This is a genomic window from Pseudomonas paraversuta (genome assembly GCF_904067025.1).
GTDB classification, from domain to species: Bacteria; Pseudomonadota; Gammaproteobacteria; order Pseudomonadales; family Pseudomonadaceae; genus Aquipseudomonas; species Aquipseudomonas paraversuta.
This window is the reverse complement of the sequence record NZ_CAJFDA010000001.1, coordinates 1,453,011-1,468,789: the sequence shown is the minus strand read 5'-3', so window position 1 is coordinate 1,468,789 and position 15,779 is coordinate 1,453,011. Positions and strand designations below refer to the sequence as shown.

Annotated in this window: 10 protein-coding genes; 1 reads left to right on the top strand and 9 read right to left on the bottom strand. The window is 60.9% G+C overall.

Going from position 1 to position 15,779, the window contains the following annotated elements:
- Position 1 precedes the first annotated feature (1 nt).
- The gene (locus JQ848_RS06975; protein ID WP_202210395.1) at positions 2 to 2,377 is read left to right on the top strand and encodes an ATP-binding protein; all 2,376 of its coding nucleotides are present in this window, start codon (positions 2 to 4) and stop codon (positions 2,375 to 2,377) included.
- Between the two features lie 50 nt (positions 2,378 to 2,427).
- Here the strand turns inward: JQ848_RS06975 and JQ848_RS06970 are convergent, their stop codons facing one another.
- The 9 genes from JQ848_RS06970 to JQ848_RS06930 all read right to left on the bottom strand — a co-directional run bounded on the left by JQ848_RS06970 (position 2,428) and on the right by JQ848_RS06930 (position 15,473).
- Positions 2,428 to 4,668: an ATP-binding protein gene (locus JQ848_RS06970; RefSeq protein ID WP_235972422.1), complete on the bottom strand. Its 2,241-nt coding sequence runs from the start codon at positions 4,666 to 4,668 to the stop codon at positions 2,428 to 2,430.
- A 405-nt stretch (positions 4,669 to 5,073) separates the two neighbouring features.
- Positions 5,074 to 5,289: a hypothetical protein gene (locus tag JQ848_RS06965; protein WP_003446734.1), complete on the bottom strand. Its 216-nt coding sequence runs from the start codon at positions 5,287 to 5,289 to the stop codon at positions 5,074 to 5,076.
- Between the two features lie 218 nt (positions 5,290 to 5,507).
- Entirely contained in the window at positions 5,508 to 6,209 is a 702-nt protein-coding gene (locus tag JQ848_RS06960) for a response regulator (RefSeq protein ID WP_003446731.1), read from the bottom strand.
- A gap of 426 nt (positions 6,210 to 6,635) precedes the next feature.
- The gene (gene tssM / locus JQ848_RS06955; protein WP_202210394.1) at positions 6,636 to 9,905 is read right to left on the bottom strand and encodes a type VI secretion system membrane subunit TssM; all 3,270 of its coding nucleotides are present in this window, start codon (positions 9,903 to 9,905) and stop codon (positions 6,636 to 6,638) included.
- Between the two features lie 45 nt (positions 9,906 to 9,950).
- Positions 9,951 to 11,156 carry a type IVB secretion system protein IcmH/DotU gene (gene icmH, locus JQ848_RS06950; RefSeq protein ID WP_003446727.1) on the bottom strand — a complete coding sequence of 402 codons (1,206 nt, stop codon included), beginning with the start codon at positions 11,154 to 11,156 and terminating at the stop codon, positions 9,951 to 9,953.
- The gene (gene tssK / locus JQ848_RS06945) at positions 11,153 to 12,493 is read right to left on the bottom strand and encodes a type VI secretion system baseplate subunit TssK (RefSeq protein ID WP_202210393.1); all 1,341 of its coding nucleotides are present in this window, start codon (positions 12,491 to 12,493) and stop codon (positions 11,153 to 11,155) included. The genes icmH and tssK overlap by 4 nt, the downstream gene beginning before the upstream one ends.
- Positions 12,480 to 13,016, bottom strand: a complete 537-nt coding sequence (tssJ, locus tag JQ848_RS06940) for a type VI secretion system lipoprotein TssJ (RefSeq protein ID WP_202210392.1) — start codon at positions 13,014 to 13,016, stop codon at positions 12,480 to 12,482. Before tssJ ends, tssK begins: the two co-directional genes overlap by 14 nt.
- The gene (locus JQ848_RS06935; RefSeq protein WP_202210391.1) at positions 13,003 to 15,087 is read right to left on the bottom strand and encodes a type VI secretion system Vgr family protein; all 2,085 of its coding nucleotides are present in this window, start codon (positions 15,085 to 15,087) and stop codon (positions 13,003 to 13,005) included. Before JQ848_RS06935 ends, tssJ begins: the two co-directional genes overlap by 14 nt.
- Positions 15,088 to 15,101: 14 nt before the next feature.
- Positions 15,102 to 15,473: a DUF4280 domain-containing protein gene (locus JQ848_RS06930; protein ID WP_003446719.1), complete on the bottom strand. Its 372-nt coding sequence runs from the start codon at positions 15,471 to 15,473 to the stop codon at positions 15,102 to 15,104.
- Positions 15,474 to 15,779: the final 306 nt, after the last annotated feature.

The window sequence follows — 15,779 nt, the reverse complement described above, 5'->3', positions numbered from 1 at the left end:
TATGCGCAGGCTGATGCTGCTGGGGATTGCGCTGTTGATCAGTTGCCAGGTGTACGCCGATTCCCCTTACGCCTTCACCCCGGCAGAGAAGCAATGGATCCAGGAGCACCCGGTGGTGCGCTATGCCATCGACTCCTACTGGCCGCTGGAATACATCGAAAATGGTGAACACAAAGGCCTGACCCGCGATTATCTGCAGCAAATCTCGCGCATCAGCGGACTGCAATTCGAACTGGTTCCGACAAAAAACTGGAGTGAAACCCTCGCCCTCATCGACGCTGGCAAAATCGACCTGACCACTGCCGTCTCCAAAGCCTTGATCGACAAGGACCAGGCCGGAAAACTACTGCTGTCCGACGTTTTTTTCGTCGGTTCCACCGTCGTCGTCACCCGCAGTGGTGAACCGGTACTGTTTTCGACCCACAAACTCAACGGCAAAGTGGTAGCGGTCAAAGGCGGCGGCGGCTATGAGCAGTACCTGCGAAAAGAGTTCCCCGACGTCGAACTGCTACTGATCAATGACCCGGAGGACGCCCTGATGGCTTTGGCCGAGGGCAAAGCCGACGCTGTGATTGGCATGGACAGCGTTTTGCAGTTGATCATATCCCGCAAGTTTTTCGGCACCCTGCACCTGGCCGGCGTGCTGTCAGACATGCCGATCGTCAGCAGCATGGGTATCAGCCCCAAGTACCCTGAACTGTTGTCCATCATCAACAAATCACTGGCACAGCTACCGCCATCAACCATCGATGCCATCTTTGAACGCTGGCTGGAACGGACCGACTACGGCGCCCCCTCCTGGGCGACGGTTTTCCGCTACTACCGGATCGAGCTGATTTGTTTTGCCCTGCTGCTGTCGGCACTGGCCTTCATGACCCGACGTGCCATGCTGGCGAAAAAGGCCGCGCAGAAAAGCGAAGCGGCCAAATCGAGTTTCCTGGCAATGATGAGCCATGAAATCCGCACCCCGATGAATGGCGTGCTGTCGTCCATCGAACTGCTCAAGGGTTCACCGCTGACCCCGGCGCAACAGGAACTGGCCACCCTGGCCAACGTTTCGGCGCGCAACCTTCTGGAATTGCTCGACGACGTGCTGGATGTTTCCAAGCTGGAAGCCGACAAGATCCAGCTGGAATCCGTCCCCACCGATCTGCAGCAACTGGCCCGGGGCCTGGCCGACATCCACCAGCTGGCCGCCCGCCAGCGCCATACCGAGATATCCCTGGCGGTTACCGGCCTGGATGAGGTGTTACTGATCCTCGACCCGGTCCGCATCCGTCAGGTCATCGCCAACCTGCTGTCCAATGCGGTGAAATTTACCGAGCACGGCGAGGTGCTGCTGAGCCTGCACTTTGAAGCCACGTCCTCCGACTCCGGACACCTGGAGATACTGGTCAGCGATACGGGGATCGGAGTCGACGCGCAACAACAACGGCATTTATTCCAGGCGTTCGTCCAGGCCGACAACTCGATCACCCGGCGTTACGGCGGCAGCGGACTGGGGCTGTCCATCTGCAAACAGCTGGTGGAGTTGATGGGCGGCCAGATCGACCTCGAAAGCGAACCCGGCCAGGGCACCCGTGTACGCGTCAGCTTGCCGGTGAGTTTCCGGCACAAATACCCTGCCCTGCCTGCCCGGGCTGCCGAAGAGCCGCTGCCGGACGCACCAGCGAAAACCTGGCAGCAGGTACTGGTGGTCGAAGATCATCCGATCAACCGCCAGACCATCCAGCTACAACTCACTGAGCTGGGGTATCACGCGCTGATTGTCGAGGACGGCATAGCGGCCATTGCGACCATGGAGCAGCACCGCGAGGGCATTTGCCTGATCCTGCTGGACTGTCACTTGCCCGGCATCGACGGTTACGAAGTGGCCCGCAGGATTCGCCAGCAGGAACAAGAGCAAGGCCTGGCCCACATGCCGATCATTGCGATCTCCGCCTCCACCGACGAGCAACATCAGCTCAAATGCATCGACAGCGAGATTGACGGCAATCTGTCAAAACCCCTGACTTTGTCGGCCTTGCGGCAGATCCTGGGCCTGTGGCTGCCCGGCCCCGACACCCCGCCCCAGCCTGTGGCCAGCTCACTGAGCAGCGCCTCCATCGAGGATCTGTTCAATACCTCCTGTGGCGAAGATTTCGCCTGTCTGCATGATGCGTTCGACAAGCACAACCTGGTGCTGGCCCTGCACTACAGCCATCGTCTTCACGGTGCAGCGCTGGCGATGCAGGCGAACGAACTGGCGAAACGGGCCAGGGACATGGAGCAGGCCCTGCGTGATACTGCCGGTCAGGAGTACGACTGGAGCGCCATGCTGGCCGGCATGGAAGAAGCGTTGAAGAGCTTTTACCTGAGCAGAAAAACGGGCCCGTAGTCGCTGACCGGGCACGCGGCTGCGAGCCCCCGTCGCAGCCGCGTTGCGCGTCAGCGACAAGCGGATTCCAGGGCATGTTGCAAATGCTCGATGGCCATGTGAACAGTCGCAATTTCAACTGGCTCCTGGCAAAGCGCCTCAAGTCTGCGGGCAGCCTCGACGACCCGGGGCTGATCCAGCATCATGGCGGCACCTGCAATGCGATGCGCCCGATGCGCCACCTGGGGCCAGTCACAGGCTTGCGCAAAGCCAGGCAGAGGCTCGAAGTCCAGGTGACAAGTTGCAAAAAAAGCACTTAGCAGATCGCCGTCGGCCGGCTCCGGCAGCATGGGATGCTCCGGGGATGGCGTGCATCTGTCACACCACAGATCGATTATTTCCCGCAACTGGTCAACCCGTAACGGCTTGGTCAGCAAGCCATCGATACCGGCGTCAAAACACGACTCGGCATGCTCCGCCCCAACCATTGCCGAAATGGCAATGATCGGTGTACGGATCTGGCGCCCGGCCTCCATGACACGTATACGGCGGGCGACGCTATAGCCATCTATATCCGGCAAATTGCAGTCCAGCAGCACCACATCGAAGCGTTCCCCGGCAAAGCAATCCAGACCCGCCTGCCCCGTCAGCGCCTGGACGTTTTCATGGCCCATGGTCTGTAACTGGCGCCTGATCACAAACTGGTTTTGCGGATGATCCTCAACCACCAGTACTTTCAGCGCCGGCATCCCGCTACCCGCCGCCGCGGTTGAAGCTGAGGAATTTGTCTGCTGGAGGTGCACCTGCGGCTCTGCCAGCAGCGCGGGCACCCGGACCACGAAGGTTGTGCCCTTGCCGAGCTCGCTGTGCAACACAATAGTGCCGCCCATCAACCCCAAAAGACGGCGGCAGATGGTCAGCCCCAGACCGGTGCCGCCAAACTTTCGGGTAATCGAGTCGTCGGCCTGGGTAAACGCCTGAAACAGGCGCCGCTGATCACGCCAGGAAATGCCGATGCCGGTGTCAATAATGCTCAGGTGCAACAGCCCCCTGGCTGAATCCTCAGGGTCGATCTCAAAACCGGCTACCACCTTGACCTCACCGGCCTCGGTAAACTTGATTGCATTGCAGAGCAGGTTGATCAGTACTTGCCGCAGGCGCAGGGCATCAACACTCAACCACAGCGGCGAGTCCCACTGCAGGCTCATCTTCATCGGCAGGCCTTTCTCCTGCGCCCGCAACTCCGAGATGCTGAGCGCCTCCTCGATCAACCCGTCGATATTGGTGGGCCTGAACTCGAGCACCATGCGCTCGGCCTCCAGCTTGGAAAAATCCAGCGCACAATCGAGCAGCCCCAACAGCGTATTGGCACTGGTCACTGCAATTTTCGCCAACTCGGCATCTTCCGGCGCGAGCCGGGCTCGCCCCAGCAGCTCGACACTGGAAAGTATCGCATTCATGGGCGTACGAATTTCATGACTCATGACCGCCAGCAACATGGCCTTGTCCCGCTCGCTACGCCGGGCCTGGCGTTGCGCCAGATGGGCGTTGCACAACAGATACATGAAGATGGCAAGAAACAGGACCACCACGAGCATTTCGCGGCAATAGTATTTCAGCAGTTCGGACCACGACGGCGGCCCGTAACTGGCGGCATCAACCCAGCGCGCCAGCATGTGGTCGGTCTCGCGGGCGGTCAGCGTGGCCAGGGATTTGTTGATGATCGAGACCAGTAACGGCTGGTCCATTCGTATGCCGATGCTGACCACTGCGGGCAATTCGGCAATCGAACCCGCGACGTGCAGCGTATCGAAATAGCGGTGTTGCAAAATCGGGATCAACACCGCATCAACATCGATGGCGGCATACAGCTCACCGCTCGCGACACGCTCCAATGCCTCTGTTGCAGTTTCGACCGCGACCAGCAGGATTGCGGGGTAACGTAAACGCAAACTGCGCTCATAGCCGCCTCCGGCCTTGACGGCGACCTTCTTGCCCTCCAGTTGACGAGGATCGAACATCACCGGCGAACTGGCTCGGGTCACAATAAGCGTGGAACCTACAAAGTAAGGTTTGCTGTAGGCGATATGCTCACGGGATTGCGGCGCAGCCATCTGCTGTGAAGTGGCCGCAAGCAAGTCGATACCGCGCTCCGCCAGTGCAGCCCTGGCGGAGGGCCAGCCCAGGCCTTGCTTCCAGCGAAACTCCAGGCCGGAAACCCTGGCAATGGCTTTCAGGTACTCAGCGCTGAGCCCTTTATAAACACCATCTTCAACGTATTCCAATGGGCGCCAGTCGGGATCCACAGCCACATGGACCACAGGATTGGCGCTAATCCAGGCTCTTTCCTGTGCAGTGAAAAGCTGTTCAGCCTGCCCTTGGGCCATGCTCCGAAAACAGGCAGAGGCCAGCAGCAGGCCCCAGACAAACCTGCGGCCGCTGCGATCGCGCCTGAAAACTTTCTTGGCGTACCCCATTGCCCGGCCGGCTGCCGAGGCAATCACCCGGCACCCGATGGGCGCGCAGGACTACGGGATACCGGATCATGGGTGGGTATCACTGCTCGCAGAGTGCATGCGGGTGCATAGCGGGCGCCGACCCTGAGCAAACAACCGACCCGACACTGGCAGATCCTCGGGGCCCGAGCCCGTACCATCGCCCGGCATCGTTGCCAGACAAATTTTGAATTCACCATCAGGCCAGCCATTTGCAACCCGCTAAAGTACTTCCTGGGAGTTGAGCTGACATAAAGCGTCCAACAGCAACAAATGGTTTTTATCCAGCATGTCGACATAACAGGCCAGGAGTTGCGCATTCACGCAATTTACCGGTAAATCGACACCATCCGTAAGTTCACGAATCATGATACTCAGCACCGTCTGATTTTCACTGATCCGGAGAATTGCCTGTGATAAAGCCACAACACTGTCCATCGAATATCCTTATAAGTAAGTAGACTCTACGGGGAATCCATCCCCTCCAACGCAGTACTGCTTGAGCAACAGACATACTTCTGAATCAGCAGACGGCATTTAAAAAAATATAGCAGCACTCTAAAAATCAAAAATAAGAACATTCTTATAATAACCCGGCAAAAATCAGGCCATTATTAGAACCCAATAGTGTCCGACCCACTAACAGCGGCCACCACTTAATCACCTTCAAACTGCGAGCGAATCTTAAACAATTCATTATCACTGCGCAGCCCGAGCTTTTTAAAGGCGGCCTGCTTTTGAGTACTGATGGTTTTGACACTGCGCTCGAATTTCAACGCGATTTGCGTGACCGACATGCCATCCAGACAACAACGCAATACTTCACGTTCACGAAATGACAACTCACTGGTTCTGACCAGCATGTCCACCCCGGTGGGTTTGGCCAGGCCATTGCGCTGCCCCTGAGCAATGGAAACCCCGTTGTATTGCAGATTCGACTCCATCTGCGGATGCAGGTAACCGCGCCCGCCCACCAGTCTGCGTACGGCAACCGCCAGTTGACTGGAGCACATGTCTTTACCGATAAACCCCTTGGCTCCGCAACGCAAGGCCAGCGCCACAGTTGCAGGAGTGTGGGATGCCGAAATAATCAGTAAATGAATATCCGGAAAGCGAAGCCGCAAACCGCGAATCAAATTCAAGCCGTCAATTTCCCCCGGACTCAGGGTGTAATCCATGATGATTATGTCAACTTCCATGCCGGGCTGGCTCAACGCATCAATCAATTCCCGGCTGCGGATGAAGTGCCCGACGACTTCCATATCCTGCTCTTGCCTCAACAGTTGCAACATACCCTGCAAGACCAGGTCGTGATCATCCAGCAGCATCAGCCGGGCCGGCCGTAATAATGAAGCCATCAGAAACTCCTTTATAAGCATTGACTGTTGCAAATACCTTTTGCAGGCCGGGTGCTTTTAGTTAAAAAGCAGAAATACTCTTACCGATCAAATCCCCCCTCGGCATCATTCGACGACACCTTGTTCGGCCAGCACCTTGAACCAACTCAAAGCAGTATTGGCACCGCACAAGCCTGCGCAATTCGGCTGTTTCTGCGTAAAAGCCGAGTTGGCGATGTTGTGCACAGCTTAACGTCCACTCACGGCTGTTGATCCGGGTTTCAAGACGCACATCGCGGGAGACGGATTACAGGCGCGCCCCGTTTAAAGGAGTGGCAGCAATCGCAACGGAATGATTATTTCACCCGCCTCAAGGTTTGAAACCGTCCAGATGACGGTCAGGTCCGATGACGCAGAGAAAGCTATATGAACAACGGGTTACTGTATTTAGGAAAGCTCTGAAAGCTGAAGCGGTTCAGCTGAAGTACCAATCGACGGGCAGCGGAAGCCATTCAGTGCTTCACGACCCAAAGCCATGCCCTGGCGCCCTGCCCGCAGCTGCAAGCGCACTTCCTCCCCTTCGAAGTCCAGAACCAGTTGCCGGACCTGGGGATTGTCGGTCGGTATCTGCCGGGCCTGATCAAGCAAACGAAACCAGGCCCATGCCCCTTCGGTGCGCCGGGTAAGGGTGCGGCCATCGAGCAAGGTGGCCGAGAGGCGAATCTGCGTCCCCAGGGCCTTGCCCGGAAAACCGAAAGTCACCCCGCGCAACGGTCCGTGCCGATAGTCCAGGCGCTTGTCATCGATGTGCAGGGTGAAGCTGGCGATGCGCTCGCTCATGGTCAGCGGGCTGAGCTCAAATTCGAAGCCTGCCTGGGTCCCGCCTGCCGGAAAAAAACCCGCCCGTACCTGCCCGGCCTGTTCCAGGGCGAGCAGTAACGGCCCCCCGAGGGACTCGCCCCCAAGGCTGTCACCCAGGCGCCACGGACGCGAACGGGTATCCAGCAAACCCGCCAGATGCTGCTGGACAAAGCCTTGCAATGCCCCGTCAGCGGCAAACATCCGGTTGAAGTCTTCGAGGCTGACGTCACTGGCCGAGTCACCCGCAAACGGGTAACGCCCGCTCAGTCCGCGCTCGCACAATGGCGCCACTTCAGCGGCCCAGGCAGTGGCCAGCGAGCGTCGGCCCTGCTGCTGTACCTGCTGCTGGCCAATCTCGGCAACGTCGAGGAAAACCGGCTGCAGCAGACCGGGCAACTGCTCGATTTCCTCATTCAAACGCTGCAACACCTCGTTGGGCGGCACCGTGACTTTCAGGGAAGGCGCTTTCTGATTGGCCTGCATCAATAAAGCGGCACCTTTGACTGCTGCGCGCACTGCCAGGGCCGGCGGCTCGGGTGCCGAAGCAGCGAGCCAGCGATGCAAAGGCTGGAAGTGCCGGGTCACCGGATGCTCCGGGGGCGCGGCAGCGGTCTCGCCCGGTTCGGCCACAGGCTGAAGACGCTGCGCCTGCTTTTGCGCCATATCCAGCCAGCCCTCGGGGGATGCTGCGGGGGTCAGTTCGGTATGCCCGGCGACGGCCTGCAGTAATACCAGCAGCGGCGAATCGGTCCGGGCCAATTGCATCAACCGCCGCGGCAGGTGTTCATGCTGGTCCAGGCCGGCGATTTGCAGATCGTCGAAAAAACCCTCCCAGTGGGCAATGTAGTCCTGATGATAGAGCGCCAGAATCTCGCGTTTGACAGGCTCCAGAGCCAGCACTTCGGAGCGCCCCAGCAGTCGACGTTCTTGCAGCAACCCAACCGTCAGCAAGGGCTCGAGCAATGTCTCGAAACGCCGATAACCCTCCCGGGTATACAACCCCGGCACCCCCTCCACCAGGCTTTCGCCGCTGCGCCGGGCGAACAGCAGCATGCCCTCGGCCCCCAGCACCGAGGCAATGCTGAACTCGGCCAGGGCCTGACCCCGCATCCCCTCAAGCAGTTGTTCGTATAAACGCTGGGCCAGCGGTTGCGCCGCCAGCCGGTTGCGCACCTGCTCGATCAGGCCGCGATCCAGCGGCACCGGGCCGGACTGCGCCAACCCCTTGAGCAGGCCTTGCAGATGCTGATCCAGCCGCAGGCGGTAGGCTTCACCGGGGCCGCCCGCAGCCCGGGCATACCAGTCACGCAATGAGCGGGCATCCATGGGCGCCTCGCCACCGAGCATTAAATACAGCCCCAGGCTCTCGCGCAGCCCCTCGTCAGTGGTGCCATGCAAACTGCCATGCAAGCGCTGCAACAGATCCACCAGCAAAACCTGCTGCAGATCCCGGGCATACAACTGCCCGGACAACTGACGTAACTGGCGATCGGTGGCCCAGACCCTCCAGCGCCGATCGAGAAGCCGGGCTATGCCGGCGAGCCGGTCCAGCCGCAGCAGTGCCCCGGCCCCCAGCGCGACGGGTACCCCATGGGGCAGCGCCTGCTGCAATGCCGCAATGTGTTGATCAACCTGCTCCAGGCGCCGGTCCTGATCACGGTACAGATTGAGTAACAACAACCCGGCGAGCAGGCTGGCGACCAGCATCAGATAGTGCGCCCGCGGTCGCCACCAGGCACCGGCCTGACGCAACGGGGTGCGTATCCGGCCCGGCCGGCGGCAGGTCTGCAAGGCCCGCAGCAGGGCCGGCGCCGGCGACTCCGGGGTGGCTGCCCGGGCGCTGAAACGTATGGATTGCAAGGCGACCTGGGCAATGCCCGGCTCCTGGGCCAGCGCTGTGTTCAGCAGCCCGTTCAATGTCAGTGCAAACCCTCGCCACATCGGTATGAAGCCATACAGCCGGGCGCGCACCTGAACATCCGGCTCGCGCTGCAGACGCTCGAACTCACTGCTGTCGAGGCCCTCGATCAGGGCAGCCATGCGCTGTTCGAGGGTGGTGAGCAAGTGCCGGTTGCGGGTGGCCGGGGCGAATTCCACGCTCAACTCGCGGCGGTCCGCCGGTAGCCAGGCCAGTGATTCGCCATAGCCGGGCAACTGCTCGCATTCACTGATGATCAACTGCAGCGTCAGCCCTTTGCCGAAGCGGCTGGCCAGCTCTTCCAGACGCGCGCGCAGGCTCAATGCAATCTGGTCCCGCTCCACCTCTGTCGCGCCCTGCAGCCGGGCGGCCGATAGCACCAGGATCACTCCACGCGGATGCTGGCCCGAGGCGCCGGACTGCCCCAGGTCATCCAGCAAGCGACGCCACAGCCGCACTTCCTGCGGGTGGCGCTGGCTCACCAGGTGGCCGCCGATTTCAAACAGCCCATAGCCGTCAACGGCACTGCAGCGCAAGTCTTCATCGGCATTGGCCGGCAACCCGAGCAAGGGCCCCTTCTCGACCCCGGCCGGCCCGATCACCAGCAACCCCGGCAATTTGCCCCCGGTGCGCTGGCGCCATGCACACAGCCGTTCGCGCAATGCCAGTTCGCGCTCCGTCAACTCGTCGAGCACCGCTGCCGTGGCGACCGCTTGCGGCTCGGCCTGCTGCTTGCCACGCCGCCCGAGCCAGACCAGCAGCACGGCCACCAGCAGCAGCGCGCCACACAGCAGCAGGCGCACCACCAGAGCGGCCAGCGGTACATGACCGTCAACCGCCAGGCGCGGGCCATGGATCAGGATCAGATACATCGTAAATAGCAGCCCCAGCAGCCAGGGCGAGGCCCGCAGCAGGGTTTTCAAAACACGCAGGAGCATGGCAGCAACATCCGCAAGGTAGAAGGTTGAGGGAAGGCGCCCGGCTTACAGCTCGGCGGGGTACACAAAGATTTCGACCCGACGGTTACGGGCCCGGTTGTCCGGGCTGTCATTGGCGAACAAAGGTTCGAATTCGCCACGTCCTTCAGCGGTAAACCGCGCCGGGTCGATCTGATTGCCCTGCAACCTGTGCAATACCGCCTCGGCACGGGCCAGCGACAAGGCCTGATTGGAGCCCAGGCCTCTGGCCACCGGCGTGTCATCGCTATGCCCGATCACCTTGATCTGCACCGGCCACTGCTCCAGGGCCGCCGCAATGCGCGACAACACTGGCTCATAGGGCGCCGCCACTTCACTGCCGCCGGTGGCGAACAGGCCCGAGGAACTGATGATGATGCGCACCCCCTGCCCGTCTTCGAGCAGGTTCAGACGCCCCGCACGCAAATCTGCCGACAGCGTCTCGGCCAGGGACTGGGTCAAGCTGATCAGCGGGGCCTGCTCCAGTGCCTGCAAACGTAAAAGGGTCTGATAGGCGCGATTTTCCAGGTGCCAGGTCAGGCCCGCGGCCAGCACCAGCAACAGGGCGCCACAGCCCCACCAGACATAGCGCTGGCGTCGGCTGAAGTAGCCGCGACTCCACGAACGCAAATGCTCGTCCAGGCGGGCCTTGGGCAGATAGCCGCGTTGCAGGCGGATGGTTTCGAACAGCTGGTTGCGGCGCAACGCCAGTGCCGCGCGCCCCTCGCTCTGGATGCGATAGCGGCCTTCCAGCCCCAGGGCCAGGCACAGGTACATCACTTCCAGCAGGGCAAGGTTTTCCTGGGGCTTGAGTTCCGCGGCGTCGAGGTAGGCGAAAAAACCGTCACCACCGGAAGTCTGGCCATGAAAAATCATCAACAGACTGTGTCTGGACCAACCGCCGCGCCCCCATTCGGAGCCCGAAATAATTTCATCGAGCAAGGTACAGATGGCGTACTGGGCCCGTTCCACCGTATCCAGCGAAGCCCCGTCAGCCATGGCCTGACGATGAAAGGTGCGCACCTTGGTGACCAGTCGGGCCCGCAGCTCATCCAGATCCGGCGCACGTTCCAGACCGCGCAGCAGTACCACTTCATACAACAGGTCACTGGCGCGCTGGCCAAGCCCGTCGCTGCTCAGCGGGGGCAATGCTTCAGCCGGGCCGGCGGGTTGTGCAGAGGCACGCAAACGCGCCCTGATACGGGCTAACGGAGAGACAAAACGACGAATCATTGAGGATCCTTGATCGCCCAGAAGGCCAGTTGCAAGCCGGGGAAGTCACCGGCCAGATGGAGTCCGAAACCGGCACCGGTGTTGAGTTCTTGCCACAGCGGATGATCGCTTCGCAGCTCGAAATAGCTGAAGCCCGCGTAATAGGGCAGCTCCCGCGGAGCGGCCGGCAAGACACTGACGCCAAGCCCGGGCAACTGCAGGTCCACCAGGTCGGCAACCCGCTCTGCAGGGCCAATTTTCAGGCGGGTCGGGAACACCTTGCGCAGTTCATCGTCCGGCACCTGGGCGCGCACCGCGAGCACAAAGCGGGCGCTGGCGTACAGGCTTGAGTCGAGCACGGCGGCAAAGCGGATACCATGTTCGCGCTCGTGCAAAACCAGAGGAATGACATCGGTACCGGCCTGGGCGCTGAGGGTATAGGCCAGATCGTCCATGATCGGGGCGAAGCATTCGCCAAGCCGGTCGTGGCGATAAACAGGATAGGATTTGGGCCGTTTACTGCTTTCAGAAAATATCGCCAGCTCCCCGGCCAGCCCCAGTAACTCGCGGTAGAGCACCTCAGGGTGCAAGCCCGGATAGCTCGCCAGATGACCCAGCATGGACTCGGCCCGGTTGATGGTTTGCAGCATCAGAAAATGCTGGACCTCCGCCACGCCGCCCAGCCCCGGCACCCCCATATTGGTAGCCAGCATGTAGCCACGCTGCTTGACCCGGCTCAGAAAGTCGTCAACAAAGCTGACCAGGGGCCGGGCCAGACGCCAGTTCAACACCGGCGCGATAAAGCCCTCATCCAGACTGACCTGGCCACCGGGGCTGCGCTCGGCGATGCGCAGCACGTCCAGATAGACATGGGACCGTGCAACGTCGCGCTTGCCCGCCAGCATCAGGTTCAGCCGCGCCAGTTGCAGGGTCGCCTCGCCCGTGTCGGGGGCCGAACTATCCAGGGCCGGCGCTTCCACCAGACGGTAGCGCGCCAGGCTGTCGGGGCCGCTGTCACGGCTTACTTCGACAGTCGAGATGCCCGGCGCGGGCAAGGCCAGGACCACCTCCAGTTCCCGTGCGCCCTCGGGCACCACAAAGCGGGTGCGGGCCAGCTGCTCGGTGTCCAGATTGAAGAGTGTGCCGTCGGGCAAGATGCCGGCGCACTCCAGTAACTGCACGTAGCCCAGGGCCAGTTGGGCCGCATCGACCTTCAGCGCGGTAAAGCCCCAGGCATGGCTTTGCAAAGCCTGCAGGCCCTGCACCAGTTGCGCCTGCTGGTGGCGTTGTTGCTGTTGAAAATGCTGCGGCTGGAGGAACATCCCTTCCGACCACAGCACCCGGTCATTGCTGAACACTGGATGCTTCTCCTTGTAATGGAATCAGGCGGATCGAAACCCGGGTCCGTTGCAGATTGATCTGCAGCGACTCGGGGGTTTGCCCATGAAACACCTCCACGGTGCGCCACTGGGCATTTTCCAGGTCGCGGTATTCCGCCACTGCGCCGAACAACTGCACAGCAGGTTCGGGCACAAAACGCCGGGTGAGCTCCTCCCCCGGTCTTAACTGGAACGTCTCGCGCTTCAACCAGGCGGGGCTGGCCGGCTCTGCGTCCGGTTCCAGCAGACTGGCCGGGTCAGCCGCGAGAAATGCCTTGGCATCACTCAATTGGTAGATCGTCAGAATCACGGGCGATGGCCGCCCATGGATATCCGGATTCACATCGAGGGCAGCCTCGACCTGCAGGCTTCGGTACGGATCGGGTGGCGGGTCCTGGAACCAGCCGAACATCTGGCAGCCCTGCATCCCGCCAAGCACCAGCACCGATGCGCCGCAGAGCGCCAGCCGGCGCACCTGCCTAAGGGCGTCAGTCACGACCATGGTCGGCTTCCTCGGGTTGCTTGGGCATTTGTGGTTTCTGGGTGGGGATGGGCTGCGGTGCCTCGGCCGGATCGGCGCTGCTGTCGCCCCCGCCGTTGATGTCCACCTTGCCCTTGGCGTCGATGGTCACCAGTGCGCCGTTGATCGCCACCCCCTTGGGCCCCAGGACCAGGGTGCTGGAGCCGGCTTTGAGGGTCAGGGTCTGCCCCGCCTCGAGGGTCAGGGTCTGCGAGCCCTTGAGGTCGACGCTGGTGGCGCCGAGCCGGAACTTGCCGCCGACCTTGGTATCGCTGTCGCCAGCAACCTCCAGCGAATGGCCGCCTGCTACTTTGAACCGATGATCGGCACCGGTTTCCATCGAGTAACCGGCACCGACTTTGATGCTGCGGTCACCCACCACCTCCAGCGAATGGCCGCCCGCAACGTACACATTGAATTCGCCACCCAGATGCTGATGGGCATCCTTGAGCACCTGCTGGAAGGAATTGCCCCCCACCTTCACGTGGCGGTCGTTGCCCACATGCTCCAGGGCATCATTGCGCACCGTGACGTCCTGATTGCGCCCGGCATGGAACAACAGTTGTTCGGCGCCGTCCCTGTCTTCAAAACGCAGTTCGTTGTAAACATCCCGGGCCCCCAGCGACTGGCTTTTAATCCCGCTGCGCGCCACCTGTGCCGGCAATTCATGGGGTGGGCGCATGCCACCGTTGTACAGGCTGCCGGTGATCAGAGGGCGGTCCGGGTTGCCGTCAAGAAATTCGACAATCACTTCCTGACCGATGCGCGGCAGAAAAATCGCGCCCCAGCGTTGCCCTGCCAGCGGTTGGGCGACACGCACCCAGCAGGAACAGTTTTCGTCGGTCTGTTCGCCACGGTCCCAATGGAACTGCACCTTGACCCGGCCGAATTCATCAACCCACAGCTGCTCGCCGGCCTTGCCCACCACAAAGGCGGTCTGCGGGCCGGGCATTCTTGGGCGCGGGGTCTGGACCGGGGCGCGATAGCGGGCATTGCTGCCTATGGCCTCGATATCACAACTGAAGCTCGGCGCGCTGACCCCGGCAGGCGAAACCCTGCAAGTGGCGGTCAGCGTGGCCCGGGTAATCAAGTATTCGGCGTTCTGCCCAGGGTCGGCATGCCCGGACAACTTGAACGTGCCACCGGGCAACAGATAAGGCGCACAACCCGTGGCCCCGACCCGTTGCCGCAGCGCGTGCAAAGCCTGCACCCGGACCTTGGTCGCGGCCTCACCGCTGGCGCTGTTGTTAAAATGACCGGGGTAGCGGTAGTGCTCAAACCCGGCCTGATCATGGCCCGCGGCGATCGAGGCCGCCGCCGCAAGCACGCTGGCCTCACGGGTATTGGCTTTGCTGAAATCAAAATCAGCGGCACTCACCCGACCGCTGCACAGGGCCTGTTGCGGCACCCAGTCCCAAAGGCTGTGGAAGTTGTCGTCGCTGCCCACCCGCCAGTACAGGGTGTCACCGGCCTCCAGACTCCGGTGTTCGCTCATCGAGTCGGTCACCACCAGACTGTGCCCTTCGCCGCTATGGCGGAAGAAGTAATAGAGACCGGCCTCCTCCATCAGGCGACTGACAAAGGCGGCATCGGTCTCGGCAAATTGCACGCAATATTCCAGTGCCGCATAGCTTTCCGTCGCCGCCCACTCCACCTCGCCGGGGTAAGGCGCCAGCACAGCCTTGAGCACCTCCAGCACGCTCTGGCTCTGGAAAATCCGGCAGTTGCTGGCACAGCTTGCAAACCACAGCCAGGGCCGCAGCAAAAACTCATAACAGGGGAATCGCCCCTCATCGCCAAGACGCCGAAAGCCACAGACATGGCCATGCACCTTGCGCGATGAGGGGCTGTTTTGTGCCGAATGATGAAGTTCAAGCCCAAGGGCCTTGCCCAGCCAGTCGTCCGCGTTCAGTTCCCCTTCCGGGCTCAACACCTTCACCCGGTACTCAAACAGCTCGCTCAGGCCTTCATGACCGTGCAGCCCGGCAAACAACAAGGCACTTGAGCCCGGTGGCCCGGTAAAACCACAACGTGGCAGCAAAGAATCACTCATTGCACAACAGCTCCTCAACTGACCAGGGTTTTACCGGTGCCGGGGTGATCGATCTTGATCACCCCGGCCCAGTTGCACATACAGGTACATTTGCCGTGTAACGCCGGTTGCCCGGCGATAAAGGTTTTTATCGCCCCGGGGGTCCAGGGCGAGCTGGTAGCCGGTATGCAAGGCATGGGCGTCAATACCCCCATCGCCGCAGACGTGGCAGCAGACACCGCCGGGTTGGCCATCGACTTGCAGACACCGAACGGCGCGATATTGACCATCGGTTTGTGATCCATGATCGTGGCCGCGGGCTGGCCTTCAGCGGTGACCCGGTTGACCGGCAACACCGCCAACTTGGCGGGCGCTGCGCCAAATGAGCAACTTAACAGCGCGCCCATTACAACTTGTTGTGGCACAGGTAGCCCTCCGCGTAATGATTCATGGCTTTAGGTAACAACCGGTAGCTAATAACTGATGGGCGCAGCCTAAAGAAAAGCAGGCACCATCACATAGGAATAGTCCTAAACTTGATAAGTTTTTTCAGACGATACCCGCAAACAGAAAATCCGCTTAAGCGCTTATCTGCCACGTAAACTTTCTTATCAAGTTCAGCGAGAGCAACCTTAAGCCCTGGCGCTTTCAAATTAAACCCATGGCACTTTGAAAACAGCAAGGACTTAAGGTTTATACAGTCGCCCCCTCAA

Excerpts from the sequence above, each read along its gene's own strand:
- JQ848_RS06975 (WP_202210395.1), top strand. The coding sequence starts at position 2 with ATGCGCAGGCTGATGCTGCTGGGGATTGCGCTGTTGATCAGTTGCCAG.
- JQ848_RS06965 (WP_003446734.1), bottom strand. The coding sequence starts at position 5,289 with ATGGACAGTGTTGTGGCTTTATCACAGGCAATTCTCCGGATCAGTGAA.
- JQ848_RS06960 (WP_003446731.1), bottom strand. The coding sequence starts at position 6,209 with ATGGCTTCATTATTACGGCCGGCCCGGCTGATGCTGCTGGATGATCAC.
- tssM (WP_202210394.1), bottom strand. The coding sequence starts at position 9,905 with ATGCTCCTGCGTGTTTTGAAAACCCTGCTGCGGGCCTCGCCCTGGCTG.
- icmH (WP_003446727.1), bottom strand. The coding sequence starts at position 11,156 with ATGATTCGTCGTTTTGTCTCTCCGTTAGCCCGTATCAGGGCGCGTTTG.
- tssJ (WP_202210392.1), bottom strand. The coding sequence starts at position 13,016 with ATGGTCGTGACTGACGCCCTTAGGCAGGTGCGCCGGCTGGCGCTCTGC.
- JQ848_RS06935 (WP_202210391.1), bottom strand. The coding sequence starts at position 15,087 with ATGAGTGATTCTTTGCTGCCACGTTGTGGTTTTACCGGGCCACCGGGC.
- JQ848_RS06930 (WP_003446719.1), bottom strand. The coding sequence starts at position 15,473 with ATGGGCGCGCTGTTAAGTTGCTCATTTGGCGCAGCGCCCGCCAAGTTG.